Genomic DNA, 15,907 nt, shown 5'->3' on the forward strand with positions numbered 1-15,907 from the left:
GTCGCGCCCGGTCCTCTACAGTTCGTGCGTGCCCCGCCCGTCCGACGTCCGTGCTGCCCTGGGCGCACTGACGGCCCGGGGGGCTCCCGTCGGGGTCGTGGTCGCCGTCCTGCTGCCCGTCCTGCTGGCCGTGGTGCTGGGCGGTGCGGCGGGTGCCGCGGCGGCGCCCGCCGACGAGGCCGACCCCCTCGTCGTCCACATCGACAGCATCGACCCGGTCCTGCCGCGCTCGGGCAAGGTGCGGATCACCGGCACCGTCACCAACACCAGCGACGTGACGTTCACGCGGGTCAACACCCACGCCTTCGCCTCCCAGAGCCCGATCCTGGCACCGCTCCTGCTGGCCAACTCCGCCTCGACGGTGCCGCCGTCGGCCTACGTCGGCGAGCGGGTGACGGTGCCCGGCACCTTCGACACCATCGACTCGCTGGCCCCCGGCGAGACGCAGCGATTTTCCGACTCCATCCCGCGCAGCCTGCTCGGCGTGCCCGACGAGGCCGGCGTCTACTGGATCGGCGTGCACGCGATCGGTGACGGCGCCGTGCCGCGCGACACCGTCGCCGACGGCCGCGCGCGCACCTTCATCCCGGTCCTCCCACCCGGCGAGCGCACCCAGGAGCTCTCGCTGGTGCTGCCGCTGCGGATGCGGGTCTGGTACGACGAGGACGGCCGGATCGGCGGGGTCGACCGGTGGGTACGACGGCTCGCGGACGGGGGCTCCCTCGACGGGGTGCTCGACACGGCCGAGGCGGCGGGCTCCACGCCCTACACCTGGCTGGTCGACCCGGCCGTGCTCCAGGCCGTGCGGCGGCTGGCCGTCGGCAACCCCCCGCGCTCACTCGTCCCCGACCAGCGGGTGCCGGGCCAGGAGCCGACCGAGACGCCGTCGGGGACCCCCTCGACCGACTCACCGGCACCCGTGGCGCCCGTCGAGGCCGACGACGACGAGCAGCTCGACCCCGAGATCCAGGCCGCCGCGACCGACTGGCTGGCGAGGTTCGCCACCCTCGTGGGCACCGACGAGGTGCTCACGCTGCCCTTCGGCGACCTCGACGTCGACGCGGCCGTGCGCAACGGCTCCGGCCGGTTCGCCGAGGCCCAGGCCCGCAGCGCCGAGGTGATGGGCGAGCTGGGCCTCGCCGCCCGTCCCGCGGTCGCGCCCGAGAGCGGACGGATGAGCCCCGACGCGATCGCGGCCACGCCCGAGGGCACCGTCCTGATGCTGGCCGACACGGCGTTCGCCATCCCGCCCTCGTCGTCGTCCTCGACCGTGCGCCTGCTCGGGCACAAGGTCGTGGTGACCAGCACCGGGGCCGAGTCCGGCGGACCCGCCCCCACGGCCGCGACCGACCCGCTGGCGGTCCGCCAGCGCGTGATCAGCGAGGCGGCGCTCCGGGCGCTCGCGCCCGACGCCCCGGCGCTGGTGATGAACCTGCCCTCGACGTGGCGCGACACCGACGCCGCGAAGTTCTTCGACCAGCTCGACCAGCCCTGGCTGTCCCCGGTCCTGGTCACCTCGCTGGAGGCGCGTCCGGCGCGCTCGGTCGACGCCTCCACGCTGGTCTACGGCGAGGACGAGACGGACGCGGAGCTGCCGGCGTCGGCGTTCGTCGCCGCCGACCGCACCACCGAGACCGCCGCGCTGCTCGAGGAGGTGCTCACCCTGCAGACCACCATCGAGGCGCAGGTGCGCGACGAGACGCTCGTGACGCTCTCGGAGCACCACCGTCAGCGGCCGCGACCGGCCCGCCTCGCGGCCGACCGGGTGACCGAGGCGCTGCGCGACGACCTGGGCTCGATCACCATCGAGGCGCCCCCGGGCGTGACCCTGTCCAGCGACTCGGGACCGCTCGGCGCGACGTTGGTCAACGGCCTCGACCAGCCCGTGACCGTCGGCATCGGCGTGAGCAGCGACGGCTCGCTGACCCTCACCGGCGACAGCGTGCGCACCCTCGGGCCGCGTGCGCGCAGCGTGGTCCGCTTCAAGGCCTCCGCCACCGAGGCCGGCATCCACCGCGTCCGGCTCCGCGTGACCAGCGCCGAGGGGGTCGCCCTCGGCGCGTCCGACGAGGTGCCGATCCGCGCCGCGCGCGTCAGCGCGCTGATCTGGGGGGTGATGGCCGCCGGTGCGCTCGTGCTCTTCGGGATGATCGGCTACCGCCTCCCCGCCCAGGTCCGTGCCCGGCGGGCGGAGCTGCGCGCCGCCGAGTCCGAGCCTGAGGACGAACCCGTCAGCGACCCGGAGCCGGAGGCCCCGTGACCGACCAGAAGGTGCTCACCTCGTCGGCGGTGATGGCGGCCGGGACGGTCGTGTCCCGCGCCTCGGGCTACGTCCGCGCGGCGCTGCTCGTGGTCGCCCTCGGCTCGGGCGTGCGCGGCGACCTCTTCGCCATCGCCAACACGCTGCCCAACATGGTCTACATCCTGCTGGCCGGCGGCATCTTCAACGCGGTGCTGGTGCCGCAGCTGGTGCGCCGGATCAAGGAGGACATCGACGGCGGGGACGCCTACGCCAGCCGGGTGATCACGCTGTCCGCCCTGTTCCTGGGTGCCGTGACGCTCGTGCTCGTGCTCGCGGCGCCGCTGGTGCTGCGGCTCTACCTCGACGGCGACTTCTACGACCCCGCCCAGGCCACCCAGCTGGAGTCCATCGTCGACCTGACCCGCTGGTGCCTGCCGCAGGTGTTCTTCTACGGGATGTACGTCTTGGTCGGGCAGGTGCTCAACGCCCGCGGCCGGTTCGGGCCGATGATGTGGGCCCCGATCGCCAACAACCTGCTCTCGGTGCTCGTCCTCGTGGCCTACCTGCTCTCCTTCGGCGCGACCGGCAGGGCCGAGCGCGGCGCAGCGCTCGGCTCCGACGCCGAGCTCCTGCTCGGCCTCGGCTCGACGCTCGGCATCGTCGCCCAGCTCGTCGTGCTGGTGCCCTACCTGCGCGCCTCGGGGTTCACCTACCGCCCGCGCTTCGACTTCCGCGACCCCGAGCTGCGCCACACCCTGCGCCTGGGCGTGTGGACCGTCCTGTTCGTCCTGGTCACGCAGGCGGCGTACCTCGTCGTGGTCCGGCTGGCCTCAGGCGGCTCCGTGAGCGGCGGCAACGGCTACGTCGTCTACTCCAACAGCCTGCTGATCATGATGGTGCCGCACGCGATCATCACCGTCTCGCTGGCCACCGCGATCCTGCCGCGGCTCTCGTCGTACGCCCACGAGGGCCGGCTCGCCGACCTCGGGAGCACGGTCGGATCCACCCTGCGCACCGCGCTCGCGCTCGTCCTGCCCTTCGCGGTGCTGCTGCCGATCACCGCCGTCGACGTAGCCGGCTTCGCGTTCGGGTGGAAGCGGGCGCAGGAGGCCGCGAACTTCGCCCCCACCCTCGCCGTCTTCGGGCCCGCGCTGGTGTTCTTCACGATCCACTACTTCATGCTGCGCGGGTTCTACTCCATGGAACGCACCCGGCTCGTCTTCTTCATCCAGCTGGCGGTCTCGGCGACCAACGTCCTGGTCGCCAGCGTGCTGGTGCCCCTCGGCTCCCCGCAGCAGACCGCGCCGCTGCTGGTGGTCGCCTACCTCTCCTCCTACGTCGTGGGCGCGGGCGTGAGCTTCGTGCTGCTGCGCCGCACCGTGGGCGGGCTCCAGACGCCCCAGCTGGTGCGCTTCCTGGTGAGGATGGCGCTGGTGCTCCTCGTCGCCGGACTCGCCGCGTGGCTGGTCGAGCGCGGCCTCGCCGGGTTCGGCCGCTACCCCGGGCCGGTGCTCTCGCTGGTGCGCGGCGGCCTCAGCGCCGGCGTCGGCATGGTGGTCGTCCTGCTGGGCGCCCGCCTGCTCCACGTGCGCGAGGTCACGAGTCTGGTCGACACCGTGGCGGCGAGGGTGCGCCGCCGCTGAGCCCTACGATGAAGCGGCGGGTCGGGTCTCGAGCGGAGGGAGGTGCGCGATGGTGAGGTCGATGCAGGCCGGCGACGTCCTCGCGCGCCGCTACCGCCTCGACGACCTGCTCGCCGAGAACGGCACCGGGCGGTTCTGGCGGGCCCACGACCAGGTGCTGCGCCGCCCCGTCGCCGTGCACGTCCTGGCCGCCGACGACGAGCGGGCCACGGCGCTCCTCGAGGCTGCCCGCACCGCCGGACCGGTGATCGACCGCCGGCTGCTGCGGGTGCTCGACGCCGAGGTCGCCGACGGCCGCTGCTACGTCGTGCACGAGTGGGGCCAGGGCGACTCGCTCGACGTGCTGCTCGTCCGCGAGGGCCCGCTCCCGCCCCGCCGCGCCGCCTGGCTCGTGGCCGAGGTGGCCGACACCATCGCCGAGGCGCACGCACTCGGCCTGGCCCACGGCCGGCTCGCTCCCGAGAACGTGCTGGTCGACCAGCACGGCCAGGTCCGGATCATCGGGTTCGGCTGCGACGCCGCGCTCCGCGGCCTGCCCCCGGGGCGCACCGGCGTCGACGAGATCGACCTCGTGGCCCTGCTCTACGCCGCCCTCACCGGCAAGTGGCCGGGCGTGTCCGACTCCGCGCTGCCGCCCGCGCCCGAGGCCCACGGCATGGTGCTGCGCCCGCGCCGGGTGCGCGCCGGCATCCCCCGCCCCCTCGACACGCTGTGCGACCAGGTGCTCAACCCGTCCGCCGGCGCGCCCGCCGACCACAGCGCCCGGGCCGTGCGCGACCTGCTCCTCGACTACGTCGGCGACCTCACCGGCACCCACGTCCCGGTCGCCGGTGCCCGCACCGGCGCACCCACCCAACCGGTCCCGGTCGTCGACCAGCCCACGGTGGCCAGCCCCACCCCGGACGACCCGGGCGAGCCGGACGACCCCGACCCCACGCCGGAGCAGACCCCCGAGCAGACCCCCGCGCAGGCGCCCGTACAGCAGGCCGAGCAGGCAGCGACGGCTGAGCCCGACCCGCCGCTCGACGCGACCGGCGACGTCTCGTCGGCCCCGGACCTGCCCACCGAGGCGGGGATGCCGGTGTTCCACGACGACGACGAGGTCGACTGGCTGCGCGCGCGCGCCGACAAGCCGGCCCCGCCGCCACCGCTCGAGCAGCCCGCGCCCAAGCCCCTCTTCGCCCCGGACCCGCCCGAGGGCCAGCCCGTACGACGGCCACGCCCGGGCAGCCGCGCAGCGTCGGGCGGCCCGGACTACTGGCCGTGGGACTCCTCGCAGGACGGCGGTCGCGACTCCGGTGTACGCCCGCTCGCCCGCGACACCGGCGCGTGGTCGTCGGGCGCATGGACCGACGACCGCTGGGGCACCGGCGAAGGCCTCGACGACACCGGGGAGGTGCCGGGCCGGAGCTGGTTCCGGCTGGCGATCGCCGTCGGCGTGCTGGCGCTGGTCGTGGTGGCCGCCGTGGCGGCCTACCAGCTGGGGCTCAAGCCGCCCTCGGACGACCCCGCCGACGAGCCGTCGAGCTCCGCGGCGCCGTCGGCGACCGAGCCGACGCCGTTCACCGGGCTCTCCGCCGACGACTTCGACCCCCAGGGGTCCCCGCCCCAGGACGAGAACCCCGAGTCGGTGCCCAACGTGCTCGACGGTGACCCCGCCACCACCTGGAGCACCTCCACCTACAAGCAGAACTTCGGCCCGGGCGGTCTCAAGACGGGCGTCGGCCTCGTCGTCGACCTCGGCGCCACCAAGGGCGTGCGCCGTGTGGTCGTCACCACCGACGGCGGCCAGACCTCCCTGGCGGCCTACGTCACCGCGACCGCGCCGACCGGCGTCGGCGACCTGAGCCCGGTCGGCACCGCGTCGGGCACCGGCGCGCTCACGATCGACCTCCCCGACGCCGTGTCGGGCCGCTACGTCACGGTCTGGCTGACCCTGCTGCCGCCGGTCCCCGACGGGTTCCGCGGCACGATCTCCGAGGTGCAGGTGCTCGGGTGAGCCAGGAGCACGGGGGACGCTCGGACCGCGAGCTGCTGGCGGCGCACGTCGACGGCGACGCCGACGCGTTCGGCGAGCTGTTCGCGCGCCACCGCGACCGGCTGTGGGCGGTGGCGCTGCGCACGATGGGCAACCCCGAGGACGCCGCCGACGGCCTGCAGGACGGCATGATCGCGGCCTTCCGCCGCGCCGGGTCGTTCCGCGGCGAGGCCGCGGTCACGACGTGGCTGCACCGGGTGGTCGTCAACGCCTGCCTCGACCGGATGCGCGCGGCGAAGATCCGCCGCCTCGAGGCCATGCCCGACGACGTCGAGGACCGCGGCGCCCTCGTCGCCACCGCCGAGCACGACGACGAGCCGGAGACCGCGGCCGAGACCGCCGAGCGCCGCCGCCGGGTGCTCGCCGCGCTCGGCACCCTGCCTCCCGACCAGCGCGCGGCCCTGGTGCTGGTCGACATGGAGGGCTACCCGGTCGCCGAGGTGGCGCAGATGCTCGGCTGCGCCGAGGGCACGGTGAAGTCCCGCTGCTCGCGGGGCCGGGCCCGGCTGGCCACCCTCCTCCTCGACCTCCGCCTCCCGGCCGGTGAGCCGGCTCACGGGAACCCCGGCCCCGGGCAGGTCGTCCAAGACACCGTCCGGCCCCGGGGGCCGCCGGCCCCCTGAGCCCCGCACCGCCCGCCCGACTGCTCCACCGCCCCTGACCTGCCCTGACCAGACCGTCCCCGACCCCCGTGACCCGAGGAGGTGACCCCGCGTGAGCGACGCACCCGGCCTGCCGCCCGAGCAGGACGCCGTACGCCGCCTCCTCGCCGACGCGCGCCACCGCGGGTCCACGCCTCCCGAGGTCGTCGCCCGCCTCGACGGGGTGCTCGCCGGGCTGGTCGCCGAGCGCACCCCCGGCACGCCCGCACCCCTCGAGGACACCGCCGACCCCGCCCACTCCACCGACCCGGCCGACCCCACCGACACAGCCGTCTCGACCCCCGCGGCTCCCGTCGTCGACCTCGCCGCGCGTCGCCGGCGCCTCGCGGGGGCCGGCCTGCTCGCCGCCGCCGCGGTCGTGGTGGCCGGCGTGGCGATCGGCCAGGGGCTCCCGACCGGCGGCGGCAGCAGCGACTCCGCAGCCTCCGGCGACGGCGGCAGCAGCCTCGACCGGGACCTCGGCGGGGGTGGCTCCGCGGCGGAGGGGCAGGACGACTCGTCCTCGCAGGTCGCACCCCAGCTCAAGAGCGAGAAGGCCTCGCCCGAGGCCGCGCCGCCGGCCCTCGCCACCGACGACGACGCGCTGGCCGACGCCCTGCTGGCCCTGCGACCCAGCGCCGAGCCGCGCGGCGCGGGAGGGCTCGGCTCGTTCGACTCCTCCGCAGCGTGCCTGGCGCCGCGCACCGGCCCCGGCAGGCGGGTCGCGGCCGAGGTGGACGGCGAGGCCGGCCTCGTGGTCTACCGACGGCCGGTCGCCGGCACGCAGGAGGTGGCGCTCTACGTCTGCGACCTCCCCGCCCCCGTGCGCACCGTCACGCTCCCGGCGCCCTGAGCGCCGCCCGGCACGGGAACAGCGCTGGCCTACGATCTGTTGAGCACGTCGTACGCCCCACACCCGAGCCCCCTCAGGAGCAGCTGAGCAGCATGAGCACCTCGACCGAGACCCGCAACGTCATCATCATCGGATCGGGCCCCTCGGGCTACACCGCCGCCGTCTACGCCGCCCGCGCGGCGCTGAACCCCCTCGTCTTCGAGGGCTCCGTCACCGCCGGCGGCGCACTGATGAACACCACCGAGGTGGAGAACTTCCCCGGCTTCCGCGACGGCATCATGGGCCCGGCCCTGATGGACGAGATGCGCGCCCAGGCCGAGCGCTTCGGTGCCGAGCTCATCGCCGACGACGTCGTCGAGGTCGACCTCACCGGTGACGTCAAGGTCGTCAGGACCGCCACCGACACCTACACCGCGCGCTCGGTCGTCCTGGCCACCGGCTCGGGCTACCGCAAGCTCGGCCTGCCCCGCGAGGACGAGCTGTCGGGTCGCGGCGTGTCCTGGTGCGCGACGTGCGACGGCTTCTTCTTCCGCGAGCAGGCCATCGCGGTCATCGGCGGTGGCGACTCGGCCGTCGAGGAGGCCACCTTCCTCACCCGCTTCGCCTCCAAGGTCTACCTGGTGCACCGCCGCGGCGAGCTGCGCGCGTCGAAGATCATGCAGGAGCGTGCCTTCGCCGACCCCAAGCTCGAGATGGTCTGGAACGCCGAGGTCGCCGAGATCAACGGCACCGACAAGCTCGAGTCGATCACCCTCCGCGACACCGTCACCGGGGAGGAGCGCGGCCTCGACGTGACCGGCCTGTTCATCGCGATCGGCCACGACCCGCGCTCGGAGCTCCTGACCGGCCAGGTCGACCTCGACGACGAGGGCTACGTGCTCGTCGACCACCCCTCGACCCGCACCAACCTGCCCGGCGTGTTCGCCGCGGGCGACCTGGTCGACCACCACTACCGCCAGGCCATCACGGCCGCCGGCACCGGCTGCCAGGCCGCCCTCGACGCCGAGCGCTTCATCGCGGCCCTCGACCACGAGGCCTCCACCGCCGGCGGCGCCGCCGCCACGGTCGAGGCCATCGAGGAGCAGGTGCAGGCCGCCGGCGCCTGACCGACGCCGGGGCGGTCATGCCCCACCCGCACCTCCAGCACCACACCGAGGCCCGCGCCCCACGGCGCGGGCCTCGTGCCGTCCCCGGGTGGACCGCCCCCTCGCCGGGTAGTCCAGTGGCAGAACGTCGTGGACCCGCCCCCTGGACGACGTCGTGCCGCTGGACTACCCCGCCGTGGGCCCGCTGCGAGCCCGCCACCGGGACGAGGGGAACAAGTGTCAGGGGGGTGGTGTTGACTCAGGTGATGCCCACCCGGGCAACGCGAGACAACCGATGAAAGGGGCAAGCAGTGGCCGACATCGCCGCCGTGACCGACGCCGAGTTCGAGGCGCAGGTCCTCAAGTCCGACAAGCCCGTCCTGGTGGACTTCTGGGCGGAGTGGTGCGGTCCGTGCCGCCAGGTCGCCCCGATCCTCGACGAGCTCAACAAGGAGCACGGTGAGAAGCTCACCTTCCTGAAGATGAACGTCGACGAGAACCCCGTCACGCCGTCGTCCTACCGCGTGACCGGCATCCCGACGATCAACGTCTACCAGGGCGGCGAGGTCGTGAAGTCCATCGTCGGCGCCAAGCCGAAGGCCGCGCTCCTCAAGGAGCTCGACGGGATCATCTGACCCGGCCGAGAGCCCGTTCAGTCGCCGGAGGCGGCCCGCACCGATCCGATCGGGCGGGTCGCCTTCTGCGTGGGGCGCACGACGCCCCAGATCCGCTCCAGCGCCGCCTCGACCTCGTCCTTCCAGCTCAGCGTCGTGCGCAGCTCCATCCGCATCCGCGGGGTCGTGGGGTGCGCGCGCTGGGTCTTGAACCCGACGCTGCCCCAGAACTCCGCAGGCAGCACGCAGCCGTCGGCCCGCCCACGGGTGTCCCCGTAGGCCTCGACGGCGGTGTGCCCGCGCTCGACGAGGTCGGCGGCCATCGCCTGCACCAGCACCCGCCCGAGACCGCCGCGGCGCCAGGCCGGGTCGATCCACGCGGTCGCCGCGACGACCGCGTCCGGCGAGGTCGGAGCGGTCGGCAGCGCGGCAGCGCCCGGGAGCCAGGCGGGGGGCGCGTACAGGACGTGCCCGACGGTGCGCCCGTCCACGCGGAGCACCCGACCGCACGAGCCCCACTCCCGCAGCATCTCCGAGAGCCACTGCTCCTTCTGCGCGACCCGCTCGGCTCCGTCGAGCCGTGCCCGGTCGACCGGCCCGAGCTCCCAGAACAGGCAGGAGCGCACCGGCTCGGCCAGCTCCGCGAGGTGGTCGACCGTCAGGCGCACGGTCTTGCGGGACACGACGTCGATGCTAGCGCCGCGGCCGGCCTGAGAGGATGAGGCGTGCGCCCGATCCGACAGAGCAAGAAGCTGCAGGGAGTCCGCTACGACGTGCGCGGGCCGATCCTCGTCGAGGCCCAGCGCCTCGAGGCCGAGGGGCACCGCATCCTCAAGCTCAACATCGGCAACACCGCACCGTTCGGCTTCGAGGCGCCCGAGCAGATCCTCGCCGACATGATCCACCACCTGCCGCAGGCGACGGGGTACGCCGACTCCCAGGGCATCTGGTCCGCACGCACCGCGGTCATGCACTACTACCAGGCCCGCGGGCTGCGCGACGTGGGCGTCGAGGACATCTTCATCGGCAACGGCGTCTCCGAGCTGATCTCGATGGTGCTGCAGGCCTTCGTCGACGACGGCAACGAGATCCTGGTCCCGGCCCCCGACTACCCGTTGTGGACCGGTGCGGTGACGCTCGCCGGCGGCATCCCGGTGCACTACCGCTGCGACGAGGCCGACGACTGGAACCCCGACCTCGCCGACATCGAGGCCAAGATCACCGAGAACACCCATGCACTGGTGATCATCAACCCCAACAACCCCACGGGGGCGGTCTACAGCGAGGAGACGGTCAAGGGCCTCGTCGACATCGCCCGGCGCCACCAGCTGGTGGTGATGGCCGACGAGATCTACGAGAAGATCCTCTTCGAGGACGCCGTGCACCACCACGCCGCGACCTACGGCGGCAACGACGTCCTGACGCTGACGTTCTCCGGGCTGTCCAAGGCCTACCGGGTGTGCGGCTACCGCGCGGGCTGGGTGATGATCTCCGGCCCCAAGGAGGTGGCCACCGATTTCCTGGAGGGCCTCACCCTCATCGCGAACATGCGCATGTGCGCCAACGTGCCGGCGCAGCACGCCATCCAGACGGCGCTCGGCGGCTACCAGTCCATCGAGGAGCTGATCGGCCCCGGGGGCCGCTTCTACGAGCAGTCGATGCTCGCCCACCGCCTGCTCAACGACATCCCCGGCGTCAGCAGCGTCAAGCCCCGCGGGGCGCTCTACTGCTTCCCGCGGCTCGACCCGGAGGTCTACCCGATCGACGACGACCAGGAGTTCGTCATCGACCTGCTGCGGGCCAAGAAGATCCTCGTCACCCACGGCACCGGCTTCAACTGGCCGGCGCCCGACCACTTCCGGCTCGTGACGCTCCCGGAGGCGAGCGTGCTCGAGGAGGCGATCGGCCGGATCGCCGACTTCCTGGCCGCGCGACGCTGATCACGAAGGGTCGCGGCGGCGGTCCGCCGGACCCTAGGCTCCTCGCCATGCGCGACGTCACCTACCCGCCGATCATCGTCACCGCCAAGGTCGCGTTCCGGGCCCTGGGCCAGCGGTTCCAGATGACCGGCACGGAGCACGTGCCCCGCGAGGGCGGTGTGCTCCTGGCCTACAACCACATCGGCTACGTCGACTTCATCTACGGGGGCTTCGCGGCGCACCCGTCGGGCCGCCTGGTGCGGTTCATGGCCAAGCGCGAGCTCTTCGACCACCGCTGGGTCGGGCCGCTCATGCGCTCCCTGCACCACATCGAGGTCGACCGGGGCGAGGGGATCGCGAGCTTCCACACCGCGGTCGACCACCTGCGCCAGGGCGAGGCGGTCGGCATCTTCCCGGAGGCCACGATCTCGCGCGCGATGGAGCTGAAGGAGATCAAGACCGGTGCGGTGCGCATCGCCGCCGAGGCGGGCGTACCGCTCGTGCCGGTGATCCTCTGGGGCACGCAGCGGATGATGACCAAGGACCACCCGCGCGACTTCTCCCGCGGCAAGACGATCGCGATCAAGGTCGGGGAGCCCCTGCACCCCACGGGCGAGGACCCGGTCGCGGAGACCGCCGAGCTCAAGGCCCGGATGTCGGCGATGCTCGCCGAGGTCGTCGCGTCCTACCCCGCCGACGAGCAGCCTCCGGGCTCCTGGTGGGTGCCGGCGTCGATGGGCGGTTCGGCCCCCACGTTGGAGGAGGCCGCCCGCCTCGACGCCGAGGAGAAGCGCGCCCGCGCCCGTCGTCGTGCCGAGAAGCGCGCGAAGCGACAGAGCGACTAGTCGTTCCATCGACCTGTCAATTTGGCGACCTGTCGTTTTGTCGACTTTCGCGTGGGTGACGCGCTCCTAAGCCAGCTCCTTGCTGTCGACCCCCGCTCACGGCTCGTCATCTGAGGACGCCGTGGGCGCCTGGGCGGGCGCTTCTCCCCAGTCACGTCCTCAGTTGACCGGTACAGGGGGCCTGGACGGGTCGGATCGAGGTCCGCAAGTTCTCCAGGAACGATCCTCAGCGAGGTGCGGAGCCCCCGTCAGTGCCGTGGAGGGCGCTGCAAGGCTCAGGATCGAGCCGGGAGCGGCCGCCGGACGGCTCAGATCGGCCGGTCGTCGCGGTTGCGCGGGTCCATGATGTCGACGATGCGGCGCAGGTCGTCCAGGCTGGCGAACTCGACCGTGATCTTGCCCTTGGCCTTGCCGAGGTCGACCTTGACGCGCGTCTCGAGCCGGTCGGAGAGCCGTTCGGCGAGGTCGTCGAGGCCGGGGGCGACCGGCTTGCGACGGACGACACGGGGAGCCTGCTCGTCCTCGACACCGAGGGACACGATCTCCTCCAGGCCGCGCACCGAGATCCCCTCCGCGGTGACGCGCGCCGCCAGCTTGTCCTGGAGGGTCTCGTCGTCCACGCTCAGCAGCGCGCGTGCGTGGCCTGCGGAGAGGACCCCGGCCGCGACGCGGCGCTGGACCGCGGGCGAGAGCTTCAGCAGTCGCAGCGTGTTCGAGATCTGCGGGCGCGAGCGGCCGATGCGCTGGGCCAGCTCCTCGTGCGTGCAGCCGAAGTCCTCGAGCAGCTGCCCGTAGGCGGCAGCCTCCTCGAGGGGGTTGAGCTGGGAGCGGTGCAGGTTCTCCAGCAGCGCGTCGCGGAGCATGTCGTCGTCGTCGGTCTCCCGGACGATGGCGGGGATCGTCTCGCGGCCGGCCTCCTGGGAGGCACGCCAGCGACGCTCGCCCATGATGAGCTCGTACGCGTCCTCACCGGTCCGGCGCACCACGACGGGCTGGAGCAGGCCGACCTCGCGGATCGAGTGCACCAGCTCGGCCAGCGCCTCCTCCTCGAAGACCTGGCGCGGCTGCCGGGCGTTGGGACGCACCTGTGTGATCGGCAGCTCCGCGAAGTACGCACCCGCGACGGTGCCGGCGGCGCGGTCGGGCAGCGAGGATTCCTCGGCGGTGCCGCCGTTCTCGGTGACCGCGGGCGTCTGCGTGGCCGGAGGAGCGGGCTGGGAGGGAGAGGTCGGGATCAGCGAGCCGAGCCCGCGCCCGAGCCCGCGACGAGGCGGGGTGCTGCTCATGCCGGTGCTCCCTTGCTGGCGATCTCCCGCGCCGCCTCCAGGTAGGACAGCGCACCCGCCGACGCAGGATCGTAGGTCATCACGGTCTGCCCGTAGGACGGCGCCTCCGACACGCGCACCGACCGGGGGACGGCCGTCTTGAGCACCTGGTCCCCGAAGTGGCTCCTGACCTCCTCCGCGACGCCCGCGGCCAGGCGGGTGCGCGCGTCGTACATCGTCAGCAGGATGGTCGACACGGTCAGCTGGGGGTTGAGGTGCTGCCGCACCATCTCGACCGTCTCCAGGAGCTGTCCCAGGCCCTCGAGGGCGTAGTACTCCGCCTGGATCGGGATGAACATCTCGCGGCCGGCGACCAGGGCGTTCAGGGTGAGCAGGCCCAGCGACGGCGGGCAGTCGACGAAGACGTAGTCGAAGCGGTCCTCGCCGACCTCGTCCGCCGTGCCGACGAGGGGGTGCGCCGCGATCGCTCGCGCGAGGCGTTGCTCGCGGGCGACGACGCTGACCAGCTCGATCTCCGCCCCGGCCAGGTCGATGGTCGCGGGGACGACCCAGAGGCCCGGCAGGTCGGCGCACTCGCTCATCACCTCGGCCAGGGGCTGACCGTCGACGAGCATGTCGTAGGTGGAGGGAACCCCCCGGTGGTGGTCGATGCTCAGGGCGGTCGACGCGTTGCCCTGCGGGTCGAGGTCGATGACCAGCACGCGCTGGCCGAGCTGCGCGAGTCCGGCCGCGACGTTGACCGTCGACGTCGTCTTGCCCACGCCGCCCTTCTGGTTCGCCACGACGAAGACGCGCGTCGCGTCGGGCCGGGGTGCCCCCTGGCGCCGGAGGCCACCGCTGCGGGCCAGTACGGAGTGCTGCGCGGCCTGGGCGAGGGGAGTGTTGTGGTGCTCGATGTCGAGGGCATCGGTGGCCAGGTCGCCGGCCGTGCGGACCTGCCAGGCCGGGCGTGTTTCACGTGAAACACCGCTCTCCGCCGGTGCGGTCGCCGTTTCACGTGAAACAGCACCGGGACCGCTGGCCTGTGGATGAACCGCCTCATCCTGTGGATCTTCACGCTCAGCACCCCGGTTCCACTCGGTGGAAAACTCGGAGTCACCGCTGCGGGTGCCGGGCACGGACGGCCGGTTCTCGGTCGGACCCTCGGTCACGTCACTTCACCTCTCGCTGGGCCGCACGTCGCGACCGACGCTGCTGACCCCGACGACTGTCGACTGCCAGGGGCCAACCTATCCGGGCCGGATCCGCCCACGGCACCCGCACCAGCGTCGCGGGCGGATCCACCGTGCCGGCGCCCACCTCGACCACGTCAGGGGTCCCGCAGCGGTACCGCGTCAGGACGGGACCGGCCGCCTCGATCTCGTCGCTGATGCTGCGGCCCTTCATCGCCACGAGCGCGCCGGTGGGCTTCACCAGCGGCATCGACCACGTCAACAGCCGATCGAGGGGCGCAACGGCCCGGGAGGTGACGACGTCGTAGGTCTCCACGCCGTGCAGGTCCTCGGCTCGTCCGCGCACGACCCGCACGTGCGCGAGCTCCAGCTCCTCGACGACCTCCTCGAGGAACGTGGTCCGACGCAGCAGCGGCTCGACGAGCGTCACCGACAGGTCGGGGCGGGCGATCGCGAGCACCAGACCGGGCAGCCCGGCTCCGCTGCCGATGTCGCACAGGGTCGACCCCTCGTCGACCGCCTCGGCCACCACGGCCGAGTTCAGGACGTGCCGGTCCCACAGCCGGGGCGCCTCCCGTGGGCCGATCAGCCCGCGCACCACGCCCTCGGTGGCGAGCAGCTCGGTGTAGCGCTCCGCCAGGACCAGGCGCTCGGACGTGAACACCCTCCGTGCCTCTGCAGGCACGGAGGGTGTCGTTCCACGTGAAACGTCGTCGCTCACGCGGGGAGGATCACCACGTGGCGCTTGGGCTCGGCGCCCTCGGACTCCGACGTCAGGCCAGCCGCCGCGACGACGTCGTGGACGACCTTCCGCTCGAAGGCGCTCATCGGCTCGAGCGAGACCTGCTCGCCGGACTCCTTCACCTGAGCGATCGACTTCTCCGCAAGGGCCTCGAGACGCGTGCGCTGCTCGGCCCGGTGGCCACCCACGTCGAGCATCAGTCGCGACCGCTCGCCGGTCTCGCGGTAGACGGCGAGCCGGGTGAGCTCCTGCAGCGCCTCCAGCACCTCGCCGTTGCGCCCGACCAGGATGCTCAGGTCGGCGCCGCCGATCTGCACGCTCGCCCGGTCGCCCTCGACGTCCATGTCGATGTCGCCGTCGAGGTCCGCGATGTCGAGGAGCTCCTCGAGGTAGTCCGCAGCGATGTCGCCCTCGTGCTCGAGGCGCTCGATCTTCGACGGGCGGGAGGCGGCGGTCCCCTCGTCGGTGCCGCCGTCGACGACAGCCTCGGTGTCGGTGATCTGCTCAGTCACGTGTGTCTCCTGCTCTCGGATCAGGTGCGGGCCCCGCGGGCGGGGCACCGTGGGAGGTCGGTGTCAGCGCTTCTTCTTGCTCTTGGTGGCGCGCTGGGCCTTGGTCTGACGCTGCGGCTGCACCCGGGTGTCGGCCTTCTCCTCGCGCTTGGCGTCCGCCTCGGCGGCAAGGCGCTCCTCCTCGAGCTGCGCCGGGGTCTTGAGCCCCTTGCGGGCAGCCTTCTCGCGGTCGCGCTCCTCCTTGGCCGCGGCAGCCGGGGTCCCCGGGGCCGGGTTGTTGCGGATCACGTAGAACTGCTGGCACATCGTCCAGAG

General features: G+C 73.3%; 14 protein-coding genes and 1 pseudogene. 9 read left to right on the top strand and 6 right to left on the bottom strand.

Features of this window, described 5'->3' with window-relative positions; genetic code table 11:
• Positions 1-28: 28 nt before the first annotated feature.
• The 7 genes from ACFFJG_RS09815 to trxA all read left to right on the top strand — a co-directional run bounded on the left by ACFFJG_RS09815 (position 29) and on the right by trxA (position 9,137).
• Positions 29-2,260, top strand: a complete 2,232-nt coding sequence (locus tag ACFFJG_RS09815) for a DUF6049 family protein (protein WP_378518465.1) — start codon at positions 29-31, stop codon at positions 2,258-2,260.
• Positions 2,257-3,885 carry a murein biosynthesis integral membrane protein MurJ gene (gene murJ, locus ACFFJG_RS09820; protein ID WP_378518466.1) on the top strand — a complete coding sequence of 543 codons (1,629 nt, stop codon included), beginning with the start codon at positions 2,257-2,259 and terminating at the stop codon, positions 3,883-3,885. Before ACFFJG_RS09815 ends, murJ begins: the two co-directional genes overlap by 4 nt.
• 61 nt (positions 3,886-3,946) lie before the next feature.
• Complete coding sequence (locus ACFFJG_RS09825; RefSeq protein ID WP_378519474.1) at positions 3,947-5,884, top strand: protein kinase family protein; 1,938 nt, start codon at positions 3,947-3,949, stop codon at positions 5,882-5,884.
• Positions 5,881-6,546 (top strand): RNA polymerase sigma factor SigM, encoded by a 666-nt coding sequence (gene sigM / locus ACFFJG_RS09830; RefSeq protein WP_378518467.1) that lies wholly within the window; start codon positions 5,881-5,883, stop codon positions 6,544-6,546. The genes ACFFJG_RS09825 and sigM overlap by 4 nt, the downstream gene beginning before the upstream one ends.
• A gap of 91 nt (positions 6,547-6,637) precedes the next feature.
• Positions 6,638-7,417: a hypothetical protein gene (locus ACFFJG_RS09835; protein ID WP_378518469.1), complete on the top strand. Its 780-nt coding sequence runs from the start codon at positions 6,638-6,640 to the stop codon at positions 7,415-7,417.
• A gap of 92 nt (positions 7,418-7,509) precedes the next feature.
• Positions 7,510-8,523, top strand: a complete 1,014-nt coding sequence (trxB, locus tag ACFFJG_RS09840) for a thioredoxin-disulfide reductase (RefSeq protein WP_378518470.1) — start codon at positions 7,510-7,512, stop codon at positions 8,521-8,523.
• Between the two features lie 290 nt (positions 8,524-8,813).
• Positions 8,814-9,137 (top strand): thioredoxin, encoded by a 324-nt coding sequence (trxA, locus tag ACFFJG_RS09845; RefSeq protein ID WP_121136662.1) that lies wholly within the window; start codon positions 8,814-8,816, stop codon positions 9,135-9,137.
• 17 nt (positions 9,138-9,154) lie between these two features.
• On the opposite strand, the gene ACFFJG_RS09850 is transcribed toward trxA, so the two are convergent.
• A complete protein-coding gene (locus ACFFJG_RS09850) occupies positions 9,155-9,799 on the bottom strand; it encodes a GNAT family N-acetyltransferase (protein ID WP_378518472.1) in 645 nt (214 codons plus the stop codon).
• 42 nt (positions 9,800-9,841) lie between these two features.
• Between ACFFJG_RS09850 and ACFFJG_RS09855 the strand changes: the two genes are divergently transcribed.
• Together ACFFJG_RS09855 and ACFFJG_RS09860 are read left to right on the top strand one after the other, a co-directional pair.
• Entirely contained in the window at positions 9,842-11,056 is a 1,215-nt protein-coding gene (locus ACFFJG_RS09855) for a pyridoxal phosphate-dependent aminotransferase (RefSeq protein WP_378518474.1), read from the top strand.
• Between the two features lie 47 nt (positions 11,057-11,103).
• Entirely contained in the window at positions 11,104-11,880 is a 777-nt protein-coding gene (locus ACFFJG_RS09860) for a lysophospholipid acyltransferase family protein (protein WP_378518476.1), read from the top strand.
• Between the two features lie 308 nt (positions 11,881-12,188).
• Here ACFFJG_RS09860 and ACFFJG_RS09865 read toward each other — a convergent pair whose 3' ends face one another.
• The 5 genes and pseudogenes from ACFFJG_RS09865 to ACFFJG_RS09885 form a co-directional block, all read right to left on the bottom strand.
• Positions 12,189-13,166, bottom strand: coding sequence for a ParB/RepB/Spo0J family partition protein (locus tag ACFFJG_RS09865; protein WP_378518478.1), 978 nt, complete (start codon positions 13,164-13,166; stop codon positions 12,189-12,191).
• A complete protein-coding gene (locus ACFFJG_RS09870; protein ID WP_378518480.1) occupies positions 13,163-14,284 on the bottom strand; it encodes a ParA family protein in 1,122 nt (373 codons plus the stop codon). The genes ACFFJG_RS09865 and ACFFJG_RS09870 overlap by 4 nt, the downstream gene beginning before the upstream one ends.
• A 34-nt stretch (positions 14,285-14,318) precedes the next feature.
• On the bottom strand, positions 14,319-15,002 hold the full coding sequence (gene rsmG / locus ACFFJG_RS09875) for a 16S rRNA (guanine(527)-N(7))-methyltransferase RsmG (protein WP_378518481.1): 684 nt from the start codon (positions 15,000-15,002) through the stop codon (positions 14,319-14,321).
• A 53-nt stretch (positions 15,003-15,055) separates the two neighbouring features.
• Positions 15,056-15,592 (bottom strand): Jag family protein, encoded by a 537-nt coding sequence (locus ACFFJG_RS09880; RefSeq protein WP_446686221.1) that lies wholly within the window; start codon positions 15,590-15,592, stop codon positions 15,056-15,058.
• 63 nt (positions 15,593-15,655) lie between these two features.
• A pseudogene (locus ACFFJG_RS09885) lies at positions 15,656-15,907 on the bottom strand (membrane protein insertase YidC); the annotation flags it as partial.

It is taken from the genome of Nocardioides zeicaulis, from assembly GCF_042432345.1.
Classification (GTDB): domain Bacteria; phylum Actinomycetota; class Actinomycetes; order Propionibacteriales; family Nocardioidaceae; genus Nocardioides; species Nocardioides zeicaulis.